Below are 17862 nucleotides of genomic sequence, written 5' to 3' on the forward strand. Positions count from 1 at the left end.
CCCGCGGCGGATGGGTTCACGTCCAGCGCTTTCTCATGCGTTAAGCCAAAAGCCTTGCGACAGCCCAGTCCTGCACCGCGACGCCGACCGACTTGAACACCGTCCGGCCTTCTCGCAGCGGCGGATTTCCCAGCGCCGCACCGAGTTCGACGAGCGACTCCAGCCTGAGCACGCCGCTCTGGACCGCGCGGATGATCTCGCCGGCCTCGCTGAGCGCCGCCTCGACCTGGTCCACCACCACGACTCCGGCGGTCGCCAGCAGTTCCTCCGGCAGCTCCCGCATCACCGGCCGGTACGAGCCGATGGCGTTGACGTGCACCCGTTCCTTGAGCGAGTCGCACCGGAACAACGGCACGGTCGACGCCGTCGCACAACACACGATGTCCGCGCTCTCGACCGCTTCGTCCGGGTCGTTCGCGACGTCCATGACCGTGTCCGGCAACTCGTCCTTCATGCTCTCCAGCAACGCCTCGGCCTTCTTGGCGTTCCGGTTGAACACGACGAGCTTCTTCAACGGCCGCACCACGTGCACGGCTCTGATCTGATCCGCGGCCTGCGCCCCGGCACCCAGCAACGCCAGGTGCGAGGCGTCCTCGTCGGCCAGCAGATCCGTTGCCACACCGACGACAGCGCCGGTCCTCAACGTCGTGAGCGGCACCGCGTCCGTGACGAACTGACCGTCCGGATGCGAGAACACGACCGTGCCCGTGATCACCGGATCCCGTTCGAGCTCGATGCTGATCACCTTGACCGCCGTGGACCGCGTGGGCCGGTGATGCGCCGCCATCACGAGCGACCGGCTGTCACTGAACGCGTGCCGCGCGGGCAGGTCGAACTCCTCCGCGCTGAGCCCGACGAACGCTTCTCGCACGGCATCGATCGCTGCGGGCATGGTCATGGTTCGGATGGTAACGACCTGCCGGTCAGCGCTCCCGCGTGACGCCCGCCAGGAACGCGGACCAGGCGGCGGCGCCGATCTCGATGTGGGCGGCCGGAGCCTTGCTGTCCCGGATGCCGATGCCGATGGCTACTTCGACGCACTCGCTGGCGTTCGCGCTGTAGGTGCTCTTGCGCCACTCGGCCATCCGTGTCTCCTCAACCGATGATGTCTTTGATCAGACTCCTCGATTGTTCCTCGTCCAACGCCGTCCGGGCGAGTGATTCGACCACCGCGTCGTAGCTCTTGATCGGCAGCGGTGACTCGATGATCAGGCTGGCGTTCTCGCTCTCCACGAAGACGACCGGCTCGATCTTGTGGAACCTCATCAGGTTGAAGCCGCCCGCGTGCCCCGCGTGTGCTCCGATCGACGTGGGTAGCACCCTGATGACGACGTACTGCCGCATCGACACCTTCACCAGGTACTCCAGCTGGGCACGCATCACCTCCTCGCCACCGACGGGCGTCCTGAGCACGGACTCGTGGAGGTAGAACGTCGCCTTCAACCCCGGTCGCAACGCTTCCTGCCGTGCCACTCGTGCGCTGACGCGCTCTTCCACCTCGTCCTCGGGCACGTTCGCGTTCGCCGCGATCACCGCACGCGCGTAGTCCGGAATCTGCAGCATGCCGTGCACCAGCAACGGCAACCAACTCACCAACGTCTTCGCAATGGCCTCGTGCTGGACGAGGGTGCGCGGCAGGATCGGCTCGGCGGCCCCGTGTTCCTGCAGCCATCCCTTGACGTTCGTCGCGCGGAAGAGCTTCTGCAGGTGTTCCCGCTCGTCCGACGGCGTCCGGCACGCGCCCAGCAACAGCGCGAGCTCCAGTTCGGTGGCGCCGCCCTTGCCGTTGATCAGGTCGGAGAGCTTGGCTTCCTGCCAGTCGACGATTTCGGCGATCTTGCGCGAGGTCATGCCCGTGGCGGCGATGGCGGCGCGAAGCCCGTCACCGAACTCCCGACCCCTTGCAGTGGAGAATCTTTTCGGCATGGCGAGGACCGTAGACCCATTCCCGGAGCCCTCAGAACATTTACCACCAACACAACCCAAAAGGGCGTTAGCTTGGAGCTCCTCCAAGTTGCAGAATAATCCTGTGAGATTTCGATGGACGCCCCACGAAGGGCGGCGACACGCCATCTCCGACGAGCCGGCCAGGGAGCGGCTCGTCGAGACTCTATGCGGCGATCCCTTTGTGCCGCAAGAGTTCAACCTGTGGCGAGACAAGATAGTGTGGCCGACGTGCTGGGACTGCGACGGCATCTGGCGCGAGAGCGAGGGGATCCTGCCATGGCCGCGGAAATCCTGACCGAAGACCTACTGCGCATATCTCTTCAGCGCCTCTCGCGTGAGGTGGTGAAGACTTATCCACAGTTCGGCGAGCTACTCGCACAAAACATGTTGCGCACGTGCGGCCTGATTCCCGACTTGGAACGCGCCGAGCACTATCGCGACCTGGGCACGTTGCTCATCGACCTGGGCCGCCTTTACCTGGCCGAGGCCGACGAACTCTCCACCGTCGACCTCCCACCGCCCTGACGACGATCCCCGGCAGGCTCCCCTGCGGCCTGCTCGGAATCCTGGGCTTCCCGAGCCTGCCGTGCTGGATCTTCGACTGCTGGTGCACATCGGGTTCTCGGCGTCCGGCATCTGGATCCTGATCATCACCAAGGCCGCGCAGCTCACGCCGAATCTGTGATCGCGACCGCGCGGCCGCTGGTGTCGAACTCGTGCGCCAGGGTCCGCAGCGGCTGATCACCGGCGGCCCAGGCGGCCGTCCAGGTCAGGCACTCCGCGGCGCCGTTGCCGCCGCGCTCGACCAGGTCGGCGCCGATCTCATCGAGCCATTCCCACGACGTGCCACCGATTCCCGCCAGGAACGCCTCGTCCCAGGTGCGCACGAGCTCGCGGATCGTTCCTTCACGCCGTGCGCGCTCGTTGACGTCCTTGATCCACGTCTGGCGCTCCTCCTCGGTGAGCGCCACGCCGGTCTCGGGTTCGCGGAAGCCCGGCAGGTCGTGCGCCAGCCCGCCAGAGCCGACGTAGAGCACGCGCTTGTCCGCGAAGAACTCGCCGACGCGGCGGCCCAGTGCGGCGGCACGGCGGAAGGTCGCGTGCGGCGGCGAAGCGCAGTTGACGAAGATCGGCAGCACCGGCTTGGCGTCGACCGTGCCCAGCAGGTCGCGGGTCGTGTGGCCGAACGCGTGGTCCAGGGCGGCGCGGTAGGCCGTGGCGATGTCGAACTCGTGCGCGACCAGGTCGGCGACCAGCGCGCGTCCCAGATCGGCGGGCACGTCGTAGGAACCGGTCGGACCGGCGACGTCGCCCTGCGCGGTCGCCTCCAGCACCACGGCGAAGGTCGGGACCACGGAACGGAAAGCGCGGCGGTGGTCGGTGCCGAAGAAGACGACGAGCTCCGGGTCGAACTCCTCGACGGCCTCGCGGGCGGCGCCGATCGCCTCGCGGACCGGGCCGTGAGGCGCGCCCGGCAGAGTGATCAGGTGCGAGGCGCAGACCGTCAGGCGTTTCTTCACCGGCCCAGTCTAGGTACCGGGGCGTGACGAGCCCGCGCGTCCACTGTGGACGGCGATCCGTTCGTGGACGTTCGTCGGCGTCTCCCGCAACGGTGGCAAGGCCGAGATCCGGCCCTATGTGGACGCACTCCAGGTGAGGGCTCCGTCCACCCTGCGCTCCGGCGTCACGGAAACGGTTGCGGCGACGGTGAAACAGGTTTCCCGGTCGGTGCCGGTGCGATGTCCGATGGACGCGGTGTGGGAAGGGTCACGTGGCCTGCACGTCGCCCGGCTCGAACCGGGCACCGGTGTCCTCACCGGAATAAGGCCTGGTCAGGTCAAGATCTCGGTCACGGCGAACGGCGTGACGAGCAGCGCGGACGGGCGCGTGAGCCTGCGGGAGGCGGCTTGACCTGGTCTGAGTGAGTGCGGTGTGAGGCGGTGGGGGAAGATACTCCCCATGACCACCGCCGACAACGGTTCCGCCGACAACGGTTTCGCCGACCTGGGGCTGCGGCCCGACCTCCTCAACGCCCTCAACGCCCTGGGCTACGAGGAGCCGACGCCGATCCAGAGTGAAGCGATCCCGCCGTTGCTCGCGGGCAACGACCTGCTGGGCCAGGCGGCCACGGGCACGGGCAAGACGGCGGCGTTCGCGCTCCCGCTGCTCGAGCGCATCGCCGACAGGATCGGCAAGGGTGAGAAGCCGCTGGCCCTCGTCCTCGCGCCGACCCGTGAGCTGGCCGTGCAGGTGTCGGAGGCGGTCCACCGCTACGGACGCCACATGGGCGCACGCGTCCTCCCCATCTACGGCGGCCAGCCCATCGGCCGTCAGCTGCGCGAGCTGTCCCGCGGCGTCGACGTGGTGGTCGCGACCCCGGGCCGCGCGATCGACCATCTCCAGCGCGGCACGTTGCAGCTGGGCGACCTGCGGGTCGTCGTGCTCGACGAGGCCGACGAGATGCTCGACATGGGCTTCGCGGAGGACATCGACGCGATCCTGAGCGAGACGCCGGCCGAACGGCAGACCGTGCTGTTCTCGGCCACGATGCCGCCGCGCATCGACCGCATGGCCAAGAGCCACCTCCGCTCGCCGGTGCTGATCCAGATCGAGCGCGAGAAGACGGAGCCGGGCGAGGCCCCGCGCGTCCGGCAGACCGCGTATCTGGTGCGCCGCGAGCACAAGCCCGCAGCCCTCGGCCGCGTGCTGGACGTCGAGTCGCCGACCGCCGCCGTCGTCTTCTGCCGCACCCGCGACGAGGTCGACCAGCTCACCGAGACGCTCAACGGCCGCGGCTACCGCGCCGAGTCGCTGCACGGCGGCATCAGCCAGGAGCAGCGCGACCGCGTCATGTCGCGCCTGCGTTCCGGCACCGCCGACCTGCTGGTGGCCACCGACGTCGCCGCCCGCGGCCTCGACATCGAGCAGCTCACGCACGTCGTGAACTACAACGTGCCGTCCGCCCCCGAGGCGTACACGCACCGCATCGGCCGGGTGGGCCGCGCCGGCCGTGAGGGCGTCGCGATCACCCTGGTCGAGCCGCGTGAGAACTCGATGCTCAAGACGATCGAGCGCGTCACCAAGACCAAGATCCCGGTCGAGAAGGTCCCGACGGTCGCCGACCTGCGCGCCCGTCAGCTGGAGCTGACCCGCTCGTCGCTGCACGAGTCGCTGCTGGAGGACGACCTCTCGCGCTTCCGCGTCGTGGTCGAGACGCTGGCGGACGAGTTCGACGTCATGGAGATCGCGCTCGCCGCGGTCAAGCTCGCGCACGAGGCCTCCGGTGCCGCCGCCGACGAGGAGGAGATCCCGGAAGTCCGCCCGCGCGAGGACCGTCCGCGCCGCGACGGCGTCGGTGGTGCACCCGCTGGCCCGCGCCGCGAACGCCGTGGCCCGACCGAGGGCATGACCAGGCTGTTCCTCGGTGCCGGCCGCTCGTCGGGCATCCGGCCGCAGGACATCGTCGGTGCCCTCACCGGCGAGACGAACCTGAAGGGCCGCGACATCGGCGCCATCGAGATCGCCGACCGGTTCTCGCTGGTCGAGGTGCCGGGCCCGGCCGCGAACGACGTGATCGAGCAGCTGCGCGACGCCACGATCAAGGGCAAGCGCGTCACGATCCGCCGCGAGCGCCAGCCCCGCTAGGACTACCGAAGCAGCCCCTCCGGACGAGTTCCGGAGGGGCTGCTTCGCGTTTCACGGCTTGCGCGCCTCGACCAGGAACCGCGTCGAGGTGCACGTGAACTCTCCGTGCTCCTGAATGTGCTCGTGCATCGCCAGGAGCCGATCCCGATACCTCTCGACGGTGAATCCGGGCACGGTCCACAGCACCTTCCGCAGAAAGTGCACCACCGCGCCGACGTCGAAAAAGGCCACCCGCAGCTCCGCCGGTTCCAGCCGAAGCAGTTCCAGTCCCGCAGCCTCGGCGTCAGCGCGTGCCCGTTCGACGCTGCGAGCGTCGCTCACCTGCTGCGGCCCCATCATGAAGTCCGTGAGCCCCGAGTTCGTGCCCGCACCGATCTGCTGCGAGAAGTAGGTCCCACCGGATCGCAGCACCCGCGCGATCTCCGGCCACGGCGTCACCACCGGATGCCGGCTGATCACCAGATCGAACGACGAGGACCGGAACGGCAGCGGCCCGTCGTCGGGCGCCTGCACGACGAGCGGCAGGTTCCGGGACGCCACCACCGCGTTCGGCGGCCACGACTCGGTGGCGGCCAGCAACGGTGGCTTGACCGGCGCCGACGCCGTCACCTCTCCCCCGCCCGTCTGCAGGTCCAGTGCCGACGAGACGGCCGCCAGCCGCGACGCGATCAACCCGGCGTAGCCCCACGGCGGACGCTCCTCGGTGGCCCGGCCCTCGAACCACGAGAAGTCCCAGCCCTCCAGCGGCACGGCCGCGCCCTCGGCCACCAGCTGCTCGAAAGTCCCCATGGGCCGACATGCCACCACAGCGGCACCGAGCCGGCCACCGAGAAACGGCGGCACCTGCCCTGGGCGCAGAGACGCCGCGTCCCTGGATCGTCTCGCGCACGGCGGGGCAGGTGCCGCAGGGGATTACAACGACCGAACGGCCGCGCGGTTACGCCCTTAAGACGCAACGCACACGACCGTTCGGCCTATCTCAGCGCAGGCGGTATGCCCGCAGCACCGTCTGGTCGACGGTGTTGCCGTCCGCGTCGGCGGCCACCACGCGCAACGACACGAACCCGCCCGCCGCTCCACCGGCCGGCACCAGCGACTTCACCGGAACCCAGGTGACCCCGTCGTCGAACGACGCGTACGCCTGCAGCGAGCGCAACGAGGCGTTGCCCGCCCCCGCCTGACGCGACGCGGTGAACTTCGCCGGCATCGGCACACCGGCCTTCCAACTGTTGCGCAGGTCGACCGGAACCGAGTAGTCGACCTCCAGCAACGGCAACCGGCCGTCGGCGGCACCCGAGAACTCCCACGTCGTCTTCACGTTCGTCGACAACGCGAGGGTCTCGCGGGAGGCGTCGAGCAGGAGCTTGTACCGGCCGTCGCGGGCGGGGGCGTGGAACAAGCCCTGCCGGACGTCGGACCAGCCCTGCGCGACGCCGTTGTGCTGCAGTTCGAGCGTTCCCCAGCCGCCGCGGTGCCAGTTCTCCACCCAGGTCGAGCCGCCGAACGGCGAGATCCGGGAGTTGATCAGGTCACCGGACCGCTCGACGCCGCCGCCGTCCGCCCACGTCACGAGCGGCGAACCGCCGAGCCGGGGTGAGGTGACCGCGCGGAGGTTGGTCCGCTCGTACTTCCTGCCCGCCTGGTAGGTCACCGGCGCGAGGTCGGCCCACGAGGTCGTGCTCGGGTCGTCGCCGGCGCCGGAACTGCGTCCGTCGAAGCCCTCCTGGTACCAGGTGCCCGGCGTGAAGTACTCAGTGCGCTGCGCGGGAGCGGAGATCCGTTCGTCCAGCACGTCGCCGAGAGCGCCGTTGACGACCGGGGAGTTCCGTTCCAGGACGGAGCCGTCCGCGCCGGACGTGTGGTAGCGCGCCCTGACCTCGGCGAGGTCCGCGTGCCGGATCTTCTTGGTGCCGACCGGCAACGCGCCCTTGTCCCGCATGAACATCGTGTACGAGACCGGCGAACCCGCGATGGCCCGCAACGTCAGCTTCGCCGGTGTGGTGGTCACGTGGTGTTCCGCCACGGTGATCACCGGAATCGCCGTCTGCTGGTCGTAGCCGAACGGCACCGGCCCGGCCCACAGCACCGCGACCGCTCCGGCGTCCTTCATCTCCTGGGCGACGGCGTAGGGGTCCTCGCCCGCCTGACGGACCAGGGCGAGCTTGCCGCGCACGTCGGCGCCGCGTTCGGCCACGTCGAGCTCGTGCTCACCCGGCGGCAGGTACTTGCTGCCTTCGTAGTACCGCACGGGGAACCCGCCCGGAACCGAGACCAGCGGCTGTCCGCCCTTGAGCCCGGAGTCGTAGGTCAGCTCCGGCAGCGGCGCCCCGAAGGACAAGCCGTACAACGGAACCCGGCCGTCGATGATGCTGGCGACCCCGCTGATCTTGCCGGGCTTGAACGGCACCGCCAGCGTGGCGTCGCGGTACCAGACCACCGAGTCGCGTTCGGGCAGCTCGACGCTGATCTGCTTGCCCTGCCTGGCGTCCAGCGCGACGGACACGTCCGCGTTCAGCGAGACGCGGCCCGCCACCTCGGTCGCGGAGACCGGCGTGAACCAGGCGTAGTTCGGCGTCAGCTCGTCGATGCGGCCGATCACCGCGTAGTCCGCGACCGGCAGCCGGGACGTTCCGACGCCGTCCACGATGGAGAGCACCGACGCTTCCTGCGTGGACATGTTGACCACGACGACGAACTCGTCCGCGACCGGCTTGCCGTCGCGTCCGGTCATCGACACCTTCAGCTCGTGCCGTTCCTCCTGCACGTACGCGCCGACGGCGGTCGTGAGGGAGACACCGTCAGCAGAGGCCTTGAGGTGCCCGAAGAACGTGCCGTTGCCCTTGCGCGGGTCCAGCACGACGTCGACCGCGACGCTGCCCTGAGCAGGCACGGTGACCGACGCCGGGACCGTGAAGTCCGCGCCGAGGTTGTGCTGCAACGCCAGCGTCACCGGCGCGGTGCCCGCGTTCGAGTAGGTGATCGTCTTCGTGAACGTCTTGGTGTGCGGCCATTGCAGCAGTCCGAACGACAGGCTGCCCACCGACGCGCGGACCTGCTGCTTCACCGCGCGTTCGACGTCGAGCAGACCGGTGCCGACGCTCGTGGGAGAGTCCGCGACCGGCTTGACCGTCGCCATCAGCGCGGCCTTGAGCTCGGCGGCCTGCCACGCCGGGTTGCGCTGCGCGAGCACCGCCGCGGCACCGGCCACGTGCGGCGTCGCCATCGACGTGCCGGTCAGCTTTGCGTGCAGGTCGTCGACCGCGTGGTCCCACAACGTGTTCTCGGCGCGTGCGGCCACGATGTCCGTGCCCGGCGCCGCGATGTCCGGCTTGACCGCGTAGTCGTTGATCCTCGGGCCACGCGACGACCACTCCTCCAGCACGCCCTGCTTGGTCATGTTCGCCACGGCCAGCGCCGCGTCGGCCGCCGCCGGTCCGGAGACCTGCCGCCGGGTGCCGGAGTTACCCGCCGCGATCACGAACAGCGCGCCGGTCTCGGCGGTCAGCTCGTTCACCTTGAGCGACAACGGGTCCGTGCCGTCGGACTGGTCGCCGCCCAGCGACATGTTGACGACCTTGGCCTTGACGTCGCGCGCCGCCCACTCCATGCCGGCGATCACCGCGCTGTCGAAGCAGTACTCGGCCTCGCAGACGCGGCCCACCGCGAGGGACGCGCCCTTCGCGACGCCGACGTACTGGCTGCCGCGCCCCGCGACCGTGGCCGCGACGTGCGTGCCGTGCCCGACGTTGTCCTGGATGCCCGCCGGGGTGAAGTCCTTCGACACCGAAACGACGCCCGCGAGTTCCGGGTGCTTCTGGTCGTAACCCGTGTCGAGGACCGCGACCGTGACACCGGTGCCGTCGAACCCGGCCTGCCACGCACCGGGCGCGCCCACCATGGGCACGCTCTCAGTCAGCGAGATCTTCGACTTGCCGTCGAGCCACAGCTTGCCGGCGCTCAACGCGCTGGTGCGCCGCGCCGTCCACTGCTGTGCCGCGTCCTTCTTCTGCACCGCGCCAGCTGCACGGAAACCGTTGTTCAACAACGGAATCCGGTCGATCTTGTCGTCGGTGTACCCGTAGCCGTGCAACGAGGTGACGTCGAAGAACCGCTTGTCGACGCGATCCTGCCCCACCGCGTCGACCGCGTCCGCCGGCACCACGTACTGGTGGTCGTTCTGGACGTACTGGGCGAACTGCATGCCGGGCCGCCCCTCGACCCTGACGAGTTCGCCGCGCTCGTCGACGACGACCTTGTCCCCGCTGATCAGCGTGATGGTCGACGTCTTCGCAGTTCTCAACGGTTCCGCCTGCGCCGTCGCCGCCGGACTGAGCAGTCCGGCGGCGAGGGCGGCGATCACCAAACATCGTGCAAGACGCACGTGTCCTCCCCTAGGTGTGAACCTCTCCACCGGGGAAGACTCCAAACAGCGCGTGCAGGTTGCCTCACGCTCCGCGATAGGTGCCGAAGCTCCAGCGGTTGCCCTCGGGATCGGCCACGGTGAAGCCGCGCGAGCCGTAGTCCTCGTCGCGCAGACCGCGGATCTCAGTAGCTCCGTGCGCCAGCGACTGCGCGTGGAGCTCGTCGGGCCGATCGGTCACCACGTAGATGGATCCGGCGCCGGCCTTGGTCGCCTCGACCTCGCCGACCGACCGCACGGCGGACCCCAGCATGACGCCGCCGCCCTCGGGCCAGACCATCTCGCAGTGCACGACCTCGCCGTCGGCCTCCCCCGGCACGACGAGGTGTTCGGAGAACCCGAACGCCTCCACGAGGAAGCGGATCGCGGTGGGAGCGTCCTGATAGGACAGACAAGGCCAGCAGGTAGGTGGTGGTGTGCTCATGAAGGCAACTCTGCGCCCTGACCGTGCTCGCTGCCTTGTACGAATGGAAGCTCGGCCGCGATCCACTCGGTCGGGGTCGCCCCGCACAGCGCGCGCCAGTCCCGGTTGAAGTGCGCCTGGTCGGTGTAACCGCAGGCAGCGGCCACTTCCGTCAGCGTGGGACGGCGCTCGCCGCGCAACATCCGGTTCGCCCGCTCGAACCGCATCACGCGTCCCATGACCTTGGGCGTGAGCCCGTACTCGGCCGCGAACCGCGCGCTCAGGTGCTGGCGGCTCCACCCGACCTCGGCGGCGATCTCCGCGACCGGTGCCCCCGCCGCGAGCCGTTGCCACGCCCACGCCACCTCGACCTGCTGCCGCACCGGTTTCACCAGGCCGCTCAGCATCTCGTCCAGGCGCGCGAACCGGTCCGTCCACGTCGGCGCGTCCTGCAGCCGTTCGCGCAGCTCGGCGGCCGGAGCGTCGAGGGAGTCGAGCCCGACCGTGACGGCGCTGAGCTCGCCGGCCGGCATGCCGAAGAACGCCCGCATCCCCAGCGGCGTGAGGTCGCACTGGACGCCGTGCTGGAACCCGTCGTGGGTGATGATCACGGCCTCGTCGTGCAGCCCGCCGCACAGCGCGGCGAACCGGCCCTCGGACAGGTCGACCGTGCCGTCCATCGTGACCACGAGCGTGAGCGAGCGCGACGGCAGGCCGCGGTGGATGCCGGGCTCGGTGCGCATCCGATACCCGGAGTACCGCGTGACGAACGGCCGCAGCCGCGGGTGCGGCAGGCCGACGACGTGCTCGACGTCCACGCTGTCGATGCTAGTGGTGTGGCTCGGAACGTTGCCGGGGGAATTCGCGGTCAGACGGGTGCATCGTGGTGCCGCCCCCACGTCCTCGTACTGGTTGTACGGGGGCGTGGGGGCGGCGCCGCGAGGCGCCCTGCTGAGCGTGGATTACCTCGCCGACGTTCCGAGACGCGCCACTAGAACAATTCGCCCAGGACCAGCAGTCCCGCGCCCACCGGCACCAGGTCGGGGCCGTGGGACGTGACGCTCACGTCCACGTCCGGCATCGCCCGCAGGTACAGCTCCGGCGACTCGAGCACCCTCCGTCCACTCAGGACGATCTGGTCGAGGTCCAGCAGCTGCACCAGGTTCGCCACCGCCGCGCCGAGCACCCGTGCCGCCTCCACGCCGGTCGCGGTCGCGTGCACCGCCTCGACGCACCCACGCCGTCCGCACACGCACAACGGCCCGTCGAGCTGGATCGTCGTGTGCCCGAACTCGCCCGCCCCCGACCGTGCACCCCGATGCACCTCTCCTCCGAGGAGCAGCCCCACGCCCAGACCGGTGCCCACGAACACCAGTGCCGCGTCCCGCAACGGTCGTCGCCACGCCTCGGCGAGCACGGCCGCGTTCGTGTCCTTGTCGACGACGACCGGGAGCCCGAGCCGTTCCTCGGCCAGCGCCTTCAACGGGACCGAGGACCAGCCCGGCAGGCCGTTCGGCGACACCACGCCGTCGCGGTGCTCCAGCGGGCCGGCGATGCCGATGCCCAGCCCGAGCACCTTCTCCCCGGCCGAGACCAGCGGCTCCAGCGCGTCCAGCACGTCGTCCGGCGTGAACATCGGAGCCAGCGGCACGACCGCGGCCGACACCACCTCGCCGGTCAGGTCGAGCCGCACCACCCGCAGCTCGTCACGGTCGACATAAGCCCCGTACGCGCAGGCCCCACCGGCGGCGAGCTGCAACGACATCCTGGGCTTGCCTCGGCCCCCGTCGCGCACGGCGCCGGTCTCCTCCAGCAGGCCCGCCGCGATGAGCCTCGCCACGATCTTCGACACCGCCTGCGGGGTCAGTCCGGCCCTTTCAGCGATGGAAGCCCTGCTCAGAGCCCCGGAGCGGACCAGTCTGAGCACTGTCCTGTCGTTGTGCGAACGCAGCGAGGTGAGGTCCACGGTCGCAATTATTCAACAGCGTTGCTTTAATTGGAAGCATGACTCGAGTCGGACTTCTGGGCTACGGCATAGCGGGGCGGGTCTTCCACGCCCCGCTCATCTCCTCGACAGAGGGCATGGACCTCGTCGCGATCGTCACGGCGAATCCGCAGCGGCAGGCGCAGGCCCGTGCCGCGCACCCGGACGCCAAGATCGTCACCGCCGACGAGCTGTTCGAGCTGGACCTCGACCTCATCGTCGTCGCCACGCCGAACAGGACGCACGTCGAGTACGCGAAGCGCGCCATTGGCAAGGGCGTCGCGGTCGTGGTCGACAAGCCGTTCGCGCCGTCGTCGGCCGAAGCCGCGGAGCTCGTGGCCGCCGCTCAGGCCGCACAGGTGCCGCTCACGGTCTTCCAGAACCGCCGCTGGGACAGCGACTTCCTCACCGTCCGCAAGATCATCGGCCGACTGGGAGAAGTTCGGCGGTTCGAGTCCCGCTACGACCGCTGGGTGCCGGAGATCTGGGACAACTGGCGCGAGTTCGGCGCTCCCGAAGAGGCCGGCGGCCTGCTCTACGACCTCGGCGCCCACCTCGTCGACCAGGCGTTGCAGCTGTTCGGACCGGTCAGGACCGTTTACGCCGAACTCGACCGGCGTCGACCCGGCGCGCAGGTGGACGACGACGTGTTCGTGGCGCTGACGCACGAGAACGGCGTCCGCTCCCACCTGTGGGCCAACGCGCACGCGGCGAGCCTCGGGCCGCGCTTCCGGCTGCTCGGCAGCGAGGGCGCGTTCGAGATCAGCGGTCTGGACGAGCAGGAGGACGCGCTCGACGCGGGCCGCCGCCCGACCGAACCGAACTGGGGTCGCGAAGAACGCACCGGACGGCTCGGCATCCTCGACGACACCACCGAGGTCGCCGTCGAACCCGGCGCCTACCAGAACTTCTACGCCGAACTGCAGGCCGGACGCGCCCCCGTCGACGCCGCGAGCGCCGTGGACGCGCTGCGGGTCATCGAGGCCGCGTTCACGTCCGCGCGCGAGAACCGGGTGGTGGAGCTGTGAACCCCATGAGCGAGGAACTCCTGGCCCAGGAACGGAAGCTCCAGTTCACGCGCTTCGGCAACGACGTCGCGATCGAACTCGGCCTGCACCTGCTCGCCGCCGCCAAAGAACAGGGCCTGCCGATCGCGATCTCGGTGCGGCGCAACGGGCACCGGCTCTTCCACGTCGCGCTGCCCGGCACCGCGCCGGACAACGACAGGTGGCTGGAGCGCAAGGCGCGTGTCGTCGACCTGTTCGGCCACAGTTCGTTCTACGTCGGCACGACGTTCCGCGAGAAGGGCTCGACGTTCGAGGTGGAGTCCGGCCTCGATCCGGAGCTGTACGCGGCGCACGGCGGCGTCTTCCCGGTGATCCTGCGCGGCACGGGTCCGGTCGGCACCGTCGGCGTCTCCGGACTGCCCCAGGCACAGGACCACGAGTTCGTCGTCACCGAGCTGGAATCATTCCTGAACGGCAGCGAAGCGTAATAGCACGAATAGCCGTTGGCACAAAATTCGGCTAACGCTTGCCAGTATCACCGAGAGACGCGACGTCGTATTGATACACACCACTTCGAGTGGATTCCGCTCCACTCGAAGTGGCTGTGCATAGCATCCGGACAACGGTCGCTCGCCCGCTCGAAAGAGTGATCCTACTGGGCCAAACGAGTGTCCTATTCCATACTCTAACGAATAGCGCTCGGTCACCCGCCTGCCGATACAAGAGCAGTTGCGTACGACAGCAGTTGTACGCTCCGTAGCATCATCAGGCTTAAACCACCCACCCGAATGTCGCCTTTTTGGCCCCTTCACAGTTCTCATCAGCGCGAACTAACGTCCGTTCCGGCTTATCGGATTGGTCCATTAGCGCATTGAGATAGGTGGGTGCAGGTTGTGACTGTGACGGATTCTGACCTCAATGAGGGCCGTCAGCAGCTGAGTTTGGGCACGGCCGCCGCACGTAATCTGGCCACGACCACCAAGTCCGTCCCGCAGATGCAGGGAATCACTTCCCGCTGGCTGCTCAAGGTGCTCCCCTGGGTGCAGGCGGCAGGTGGTGCCTATCGCGTCAACCGGCGGCTCACCTACACGCTGGGCGATGGTCGCGTCTCGTTCACGAACATCGGCGCGGAGATCCGCGTGGTGCCGATGGAGCTCACCGAACTGGCACTGCTCAAGGGCTTCGACGACGAAGAGGTCCTCGCGGCGCTCGCCGGCCGCTTCACTCAGCAGGAGTTCGGCATCGGCGACGTCATCGTCGAGAAGGGCCGCCCGAAGGACACCGTCGTGCTGATCGCGCACGGCAAGGTCGACAAGGTCGGCACCGGCGAGTACGGCGGCGACACCGTGCTCGGCAACCTCGCGGACGGCGAGCACTTCGGCGAGGACGTGCTGGCGGGCCCGCAGGGCGAGTGGGAGTACTCCGTCAAGGCCGTCACGCCGGTCACCGTGCTCACGCTGTCGTGGCAGGACTTCCAGGCGCTCAACGGGGAAGCGGGCGGCCTGCGCGCACACATCCAGCAGACGTTCAACAGCCGCAACAAGCCCCAGGACGAGTACGGCGAGGCCGAGATCGGCATGGCGTCCGGTCACGACGGCGAGCCCGTGCTGCCCGGCACGTTCGTCGACTACGAGCAGTCGCCGCGCGAGTACGAGCTGAGCGTCGCGCAGACCGTGCTGCAGGTCCACAGCCGGGTCGCTGATCTCTACAACAACCCGATGGACCAGGTCGAGCAGCAGTTGCGGCTCACGATCGAGGCCCTGCGCGAACGCCAGGAGCACGAGATCGTCAACAACAGGTCGTTCGGCCTGCTGCACAACGCGGACCTCAAGCAGCGCATCCACACCCGGTCCGGCCCGCCCACCCCGGACGACTTCGACGAGCTGCTGTCGATCGTGTGGAAGGACCCCGGGTACTTCCTCGCGCACCCGCGCACGATCGCGGCGTTCGGCCGTGAGCTCAACAAGCGCGGTCTCTACCCGCAGCACATCGACTTCAACGGCCAGCAGGTGCCTGCCTGGCGCGGCGTCCCCGTGCTGCCGTGCAACAAGATCCCGGTCTCCGACACCCGCACGTCGTCGGTGATGCTGATCCGCACCGGCGAGCAGAACCAGGGCGTCATCGGCCTGCACCAGACCGGCATCCCGGACGAGTACCAGCCGGGCCTGTCGGTGCGGTTCATGGGCATCAACGACCAGGCGATCATCAACTACCTGGTCAGCGCCTACTACTCGGCCGCCATCATGGTGCCGGACGCGATCGGCGTGCTGGAGCACGTCGAGCTCGGCCGCGAGGGATAGGTCTTGGCCTCCTTCACCATGCCGGAGTTCTACGTGCCGCATCCGGCGCGGATGAACCCCCACCTCGAACGCGCCCGCGCCCACTCGACTCGGTGGGCGCGGGACATGGGGATGCTCGACACCGGGGTGTGGACCGACGAGATCCTCGCGGGCGACGACTACGGGCACATGTGCGCGTGGACCCATCCGGACGCGCCCGCGGAGATCCTCGACCTCATCACGGACTGGTACGTCTGGGTCTTCTACTTCGACGACGAGTTCTTCGCGGAGTTCAAGCAGAGCAAGGACGTGTCGGGAGCGAAGGCGTATCTCGACCGGCTGCCGGCGTTCATGCCGCTCAACGGCACGGACCCGTGGCCGGAGCCGGAGAACCCGACCGAACGCGGGCTCGTCGACCTGTGGCAGCGGACGATTCCGCTGATGTCGCAGGACTGGCGGCGCCGGTTCACCACGAGCACCCACAACCTGCTGCTCGAGTGCATGTGGGAGATCAAGAACATCGAGAGCGGCACGGTCGCCAACCCGATCGAGTACATCGAGATGCGCCGCAAGGTCGGCGGCGCGCCGTGGTCGGCGAACCTGGTGGAGGTCTCCGAAGCGGCCGAGGTGCCCGCGTCCATCGCGGGCACCCGGCCGCTGCGGGTCCTGTCCGACACGTTCTCCGACGCGATCCACCTGCGCAACGACATCTTCTCGTACGAGCGGGAAGTGTTGCGGGAGGGCGAGAACTCCAACGGGGTGCTCGTGTTCGAGAAGTTCTTCGGCCACGACACGCAGACCGCGGTCGAGGCCGTGAACGCGCTGCTGACCTCGCGGCTGCACCAGTTCGAGAACACCGTCTTCACCGAGCTGCCGCAGCTGTTCTCCGAGAACGGCGTCGACCCGCTGGAGCAGGCGCGCGTGCTCAAGTACGTGAAGGGCCTGCAGGACTGGCAGTCCGGCGGCCACGAGTGGCACCTGCACGCGGGCCGTTACACGAAAGTCGAGGGAGGAGCCGGCAACTCGGCGTTCTTCCGCACGATCCTGCGCGGGCCGACCGGCCTGGGCACGTCCGCGGCGTGGCTGGGGGTGGCTCGTGGTTGAGGTTCCCTCGTTCGACATGCCTTTCTCCGCAAGGCTTTCCCCGCACGTCGACCGCGTCCGCCAGCACACGAAGACGTGGGCACGGGACATGGGCATGCTCGACGGTCTGCTGTGGACAGAGGCCTACTACGACCAGTCCGACTTCGGTTCGTTCACGCCGCTGGCCCACCCGGCGCTCGGCCTGGACGCCCTGGTCCAGATCAGCGACATGCACGTGTGGGCCTGGTACGTGGCGGACATCTTCTACGACGGGTACTTCCGCACCCGCGACCTGGCCGGCGCCAAGGCGTTCGTCGCCCGGATGAGGTCCGTCATGGACGACCCGGCGCAGCCGACGTGGACCGTCGCCGAGCGAGCACTCGCGGACCTGCTCACGCGCGCTCCGCTCAGCGCCCGCGACGAGGCGTCACTGGTCGAGTACTTCGACGCCCTGTTGTGGGAGGTGCACTGCAACGCGCAGAACCGGGTGCCCGACCCGGTCGACTTCGTGGAGATGCGGCGCAGGACCATCGCCGCCGACATGTCCGCCAGGCTCGCCGCCGGTCGGCACCTCGACGAGCTGCCGGCGGAGCTGATGGCGAACTCCACGATGCAGGCGATGGTCGACGCGTTCGCCGACATCACGAGTCTCAAGGCGGACGTCGTGGGGTACGACCGGTTCGGCCCCGACACCGGCATCATCACCAACGCCGTCGAGGTCGTCAGGACCTTCTTCGACTGCGAGGTCCAGCAGGCGGTGAACATGGTCGCCGACCTGGTCAACGCCCGCATGCGGCAGTTCGCGACGTCCGCCGCCGAGGACCTGCCGTACCTCGCGGACCAGTACCGGCTCGACGCCGGGCAGCGCGAGGCGCTCAAGGCGTACGTCGAGGCGCTCAAGGCGTGGCTCGCCGGAGAGCTGCTGTGGACGCAACGCACCGGCAGGTACCAGCCCTACCCGACACCTTCCGTGGCGTCGTTCCACCGGCCGTCCGGTCTAGGTACGCGGTCGCTTTCGATTCAACCGCAAGGGCGCGGTCAGGTCACGCCGACGAAAAGCGTGTCGGCGTGACCTGACCGCGGTCCTCGTTCGC

18 protein-coding genes are annotated in these 17862 nt (G+C 68.9%); 9 read left to right on the forward strand and 9 right to left on the reverse strand.

All coding sequences use genetic code 11. The annotated features are described in order from the left end of the window. Positions 1 to 40 precede the first annotated feature (40 nt). From ACIRG5_RS05765 to ACIRG5_RS05775, 3 genes are read right to left on the reverse strand one after another with little or no spacing between them, the layout of a single operon-like run. Positions 41 to 898 (reverse strand): ornithine cyclodeaminase family protein, encoded by an 858-nt coding sequence (locus ACIRG5_RS05765; RefSeq protein WP_402900642.1) that lies wholly within the window; start codon positions 896 to 898, stop codon positions 41 to 43. 25 nt (positions 899 to 923) lie between these two features. After that, the gene (locus tag ACIRG5_RS05770) at positions 924 to 1085 is read right to left on the reverse strand and encodes a DUF397 domain-containing protein (RefSeq protein WP_402900645.1); all 162 of its coding nucleotides are present in this window, start codon (positions 1083 to 1085) and stop codon (positions 924 to 926) included. A 10-nt stretch (positions 1086 to 1095) separates the two neighbouring features. After that, entirely contained in the window at positions 1096 to 1926 is an 831-nt protein-coding gene (locus tag ACIRG5_RS05775) for a DUF5753 domain-containing protein (protein WP_402900648.1), read from the reverse strand. Between ACIRG5_RS05775 and ACIRG5_RS05780 the strand changes: the two genes are divergently transcribed. Together ACIRG5_RS05780 and ACIRG5_RS05785 are read left to right on the forward strand one after the other, a co-directional pair. Next, positions 1925 to 2242 carry a zinc finger protein gene (locus ACIRG5_RS05780; protein WP_402900650.1) on the forward strand — a complete coding sequence of 106 codons (318 nt, stop codon included), beginning with the start codon at positions 1925 to 1927 and terminating at the stop codon, positions 2240 to 2242. The two genes, ACIRG5_RS05775 and ACIRG5_RS05780, sit on opposite strands and share 2 nt — an antisense overlap. Next, positions 2224 to 2472 (forward strand): hypothetical protein, encoded by a 249-nt coding sequence (locus ACIRG5_RS05785; protein ID WP_402900653.1) that lies wholly within the window; start codon positions 2224 to 2226, stop codon positions 2470 to 2472. Before ACIRG5_RS05780 ends, ACIRG5_RS05785 begins: the two co-directional genes overlap by 19 nt. A gap of 143 nt (positions 2473 to 2615) precedes the next feature. On the opposite strand, the gene ACIRG5_RS05790 is transcribed toward ACIRG5_RS05785, so the two are convergent. Further along, positions 2616 to 3467, reverse strand: coding sequence for a hypothetical protein (locus tag ACIRG5_RS05790; protein WP_402900654.1), 852 nt, complete (start codon positions 3465 to 3467; stop codon positions 2616 to 2618). Positions 3468 to 3693: 226 nt separating this feature from the next. Between ACIRG5_RS05790 and ACIRG5_RS05795 the strand changes: the two genes are divergently transcribed. Together ACIRG5_RS05795 and ACIRG5_RS05800 are read left to right on the forward strand one after the other, a co-directional pair. Continuing rightward, positions 3694 to 3858: a hypothetical protein gene (locus tag ACIRG5_RS05795; protein WP_402900656.1), complete on the forward strand. Its 165-nt coding sequence runs from the start codon at positions 3694 to 3696 to the stop codon at positions 3856 to 3858. A 48-nt stretch (positions 3859 to 3906) separates the two neighbouring features. Next, the gene (locus ACIRG5_RS05800) at positions 3907 to 5592 is read left to right on the forward strand and encodes a DEAD/DEAH box helicase (RefSeq protein WP_402900659.1); all 1686 of its coding nucleotides are present in this window, start codon (positions 3907 to 3909) and stop codon (positions 5590 to 5592) included. Positions 5593 to 5643: 51 nt separating this feature from the next. Here ACIRG5_RS05800 and ACIRG5_RS05805 read toward each other — a convergent pair whose 3' ends face one another. From ACIRG5_RS05805 to ACIRG5_RS05825, 5 genes are all read right to left on the reverse strand, one after another. Next, a complete protein-coding gene (locus tag ACIRG5_RS05805) occupies positions 5644 to 6381 on the reverse strand; it encodes an SAM-dependent methyltransferase (RefSeq protein WP_402900662.1) in 738 nt (245 codons plus the stop codon). 190 nt (positions 6382 to 6571) lie between these two features. Continuing rightward, positions 6572 to 9973, reverse strand: coding sequence for a S8 family peptidase (locus tag ACIRG5_RS05810; protein WP_402900665.1), 3402 nt, complete (start codon positions 9971 to 9973; stop codon positions 6572 to 6574). 64 nt (positions 9974 to 10037) lie between these two features. Beyond that, entirely contained in the window at positions 10038 to 10436 is a 399-nt protein-coding gene (locus tag ACIRG5_RS05815) for a VOC family protein (protein ID WP_402900668.1), read from the reverse strand. Further along, complete coding sequence (locus ACIRG5_RS05820) at positions 10433 to 11233, reverse strand: helix-turn-helix domain-containing protein (protein ID WP_402900670.1); 801 nt, start codon at positions 11231 to 11233, stop codon at positions 10433 to 10435. The genes ACIRG5_RS05815 and ACIRG5_RS05820 overlap by 4 nt, the downstream gene beginning before the upstream one ends. A gap of 173 nt (positions 11234 to 11406) precedes the next feature. Beyond that, a complete protein-coding gene (locus tag ACIRG5_RS05825; protein WP_402900674.1) occupies positions 11407 to 12381 on the reverse strand; it encodes an ROK family protein in 975 nt (324 codons plus the stop codon). A 38-nt stretch (positions 12382 to 12419) separates the two neighbouring features. On the opposite strand from ACIRG5_RS05825, the gene ACIRG5_RS05830 reads away from it, so the two are divergent. The 5 genes from ACIRG5_RS05830 (at position 12420) to ACIRG5_RS05850 (ending at position 17840) form a co-directional block, all read left to right on the forward strand. Beyond that, positions 12420 to 13427, forward strand: a complete 1008-nt coding sequence (locus ACIRG5_RS05830) for a Gfo/Idh/MocA family oxidoreductase (RefSeq protein ID WP_402900681.1) — start codon at positions 12420 to 12422, stop codon at positions 13425 to 13427. Between the two features lie 5 nt (positions 13428 to 13432). After that, the gene (locus ACIRG5_RS05835) at positions 13433 to 13894 is read left to right on the forward strand and encodes a heme-degrading domain-containing protein (protein ID WP_402900684.1); all 462 of its coding nucleotides are present in this window, start codon (positions 13433 to 13435) and stop codon (positions 13892 to 13894) included. Positions 13895 to 14299: 405 nt separating this feature from the next. Beyond that, complete coding sequence (locus ACIRG5_RS05840; RefSeq protein WP_402900687.1) at positions 14300 to 15706, forward strand: family 2B encapsulin nanocompartment shell protein; 1407 nt, start codon at positions 14300 to 14302, stop codon at positions 15704 to 15706. A 3-nt stretch (positions 15707 to 15709) separates the two neighbouring features. Beyond that, positions 15710 to 16789 carry a hypothetical protein gene (locus tag ACIRG5_RS05845; protein WP_402900689.1) on the forward strand — a complete coding sequence of 360 codons (1080 nt, stop codon included), beginning with the start codon at positions 15710 to 15712 and terminating at the stop codon, positions 16787 to 16789. A 16-nt stretch (positions 16790 to 16805) separates the two neighbouring features. Next, entirely contained in the window at positions 16806 to 17840 is a 1035-nt protein-coding gene (locus ACIRG5_RS05850) for a hypothetical protein (RefSeq protein WP_402900692.1), read from the forward strand. The last annotated feature ends 22 nt before the right edge of the window (positions 17841 to 17862 follow it).

It is taken from the genome of Lentzea sp. NPDC102401, from assembly GCF_044765805.1.
GTDB classification, from domain to species: Bacteria; Actinomycetota; Actinomycetes; order Mycobacteriales; family Pseudonocardiaceae; genus Lentzea; species Lentzea sokolovensis.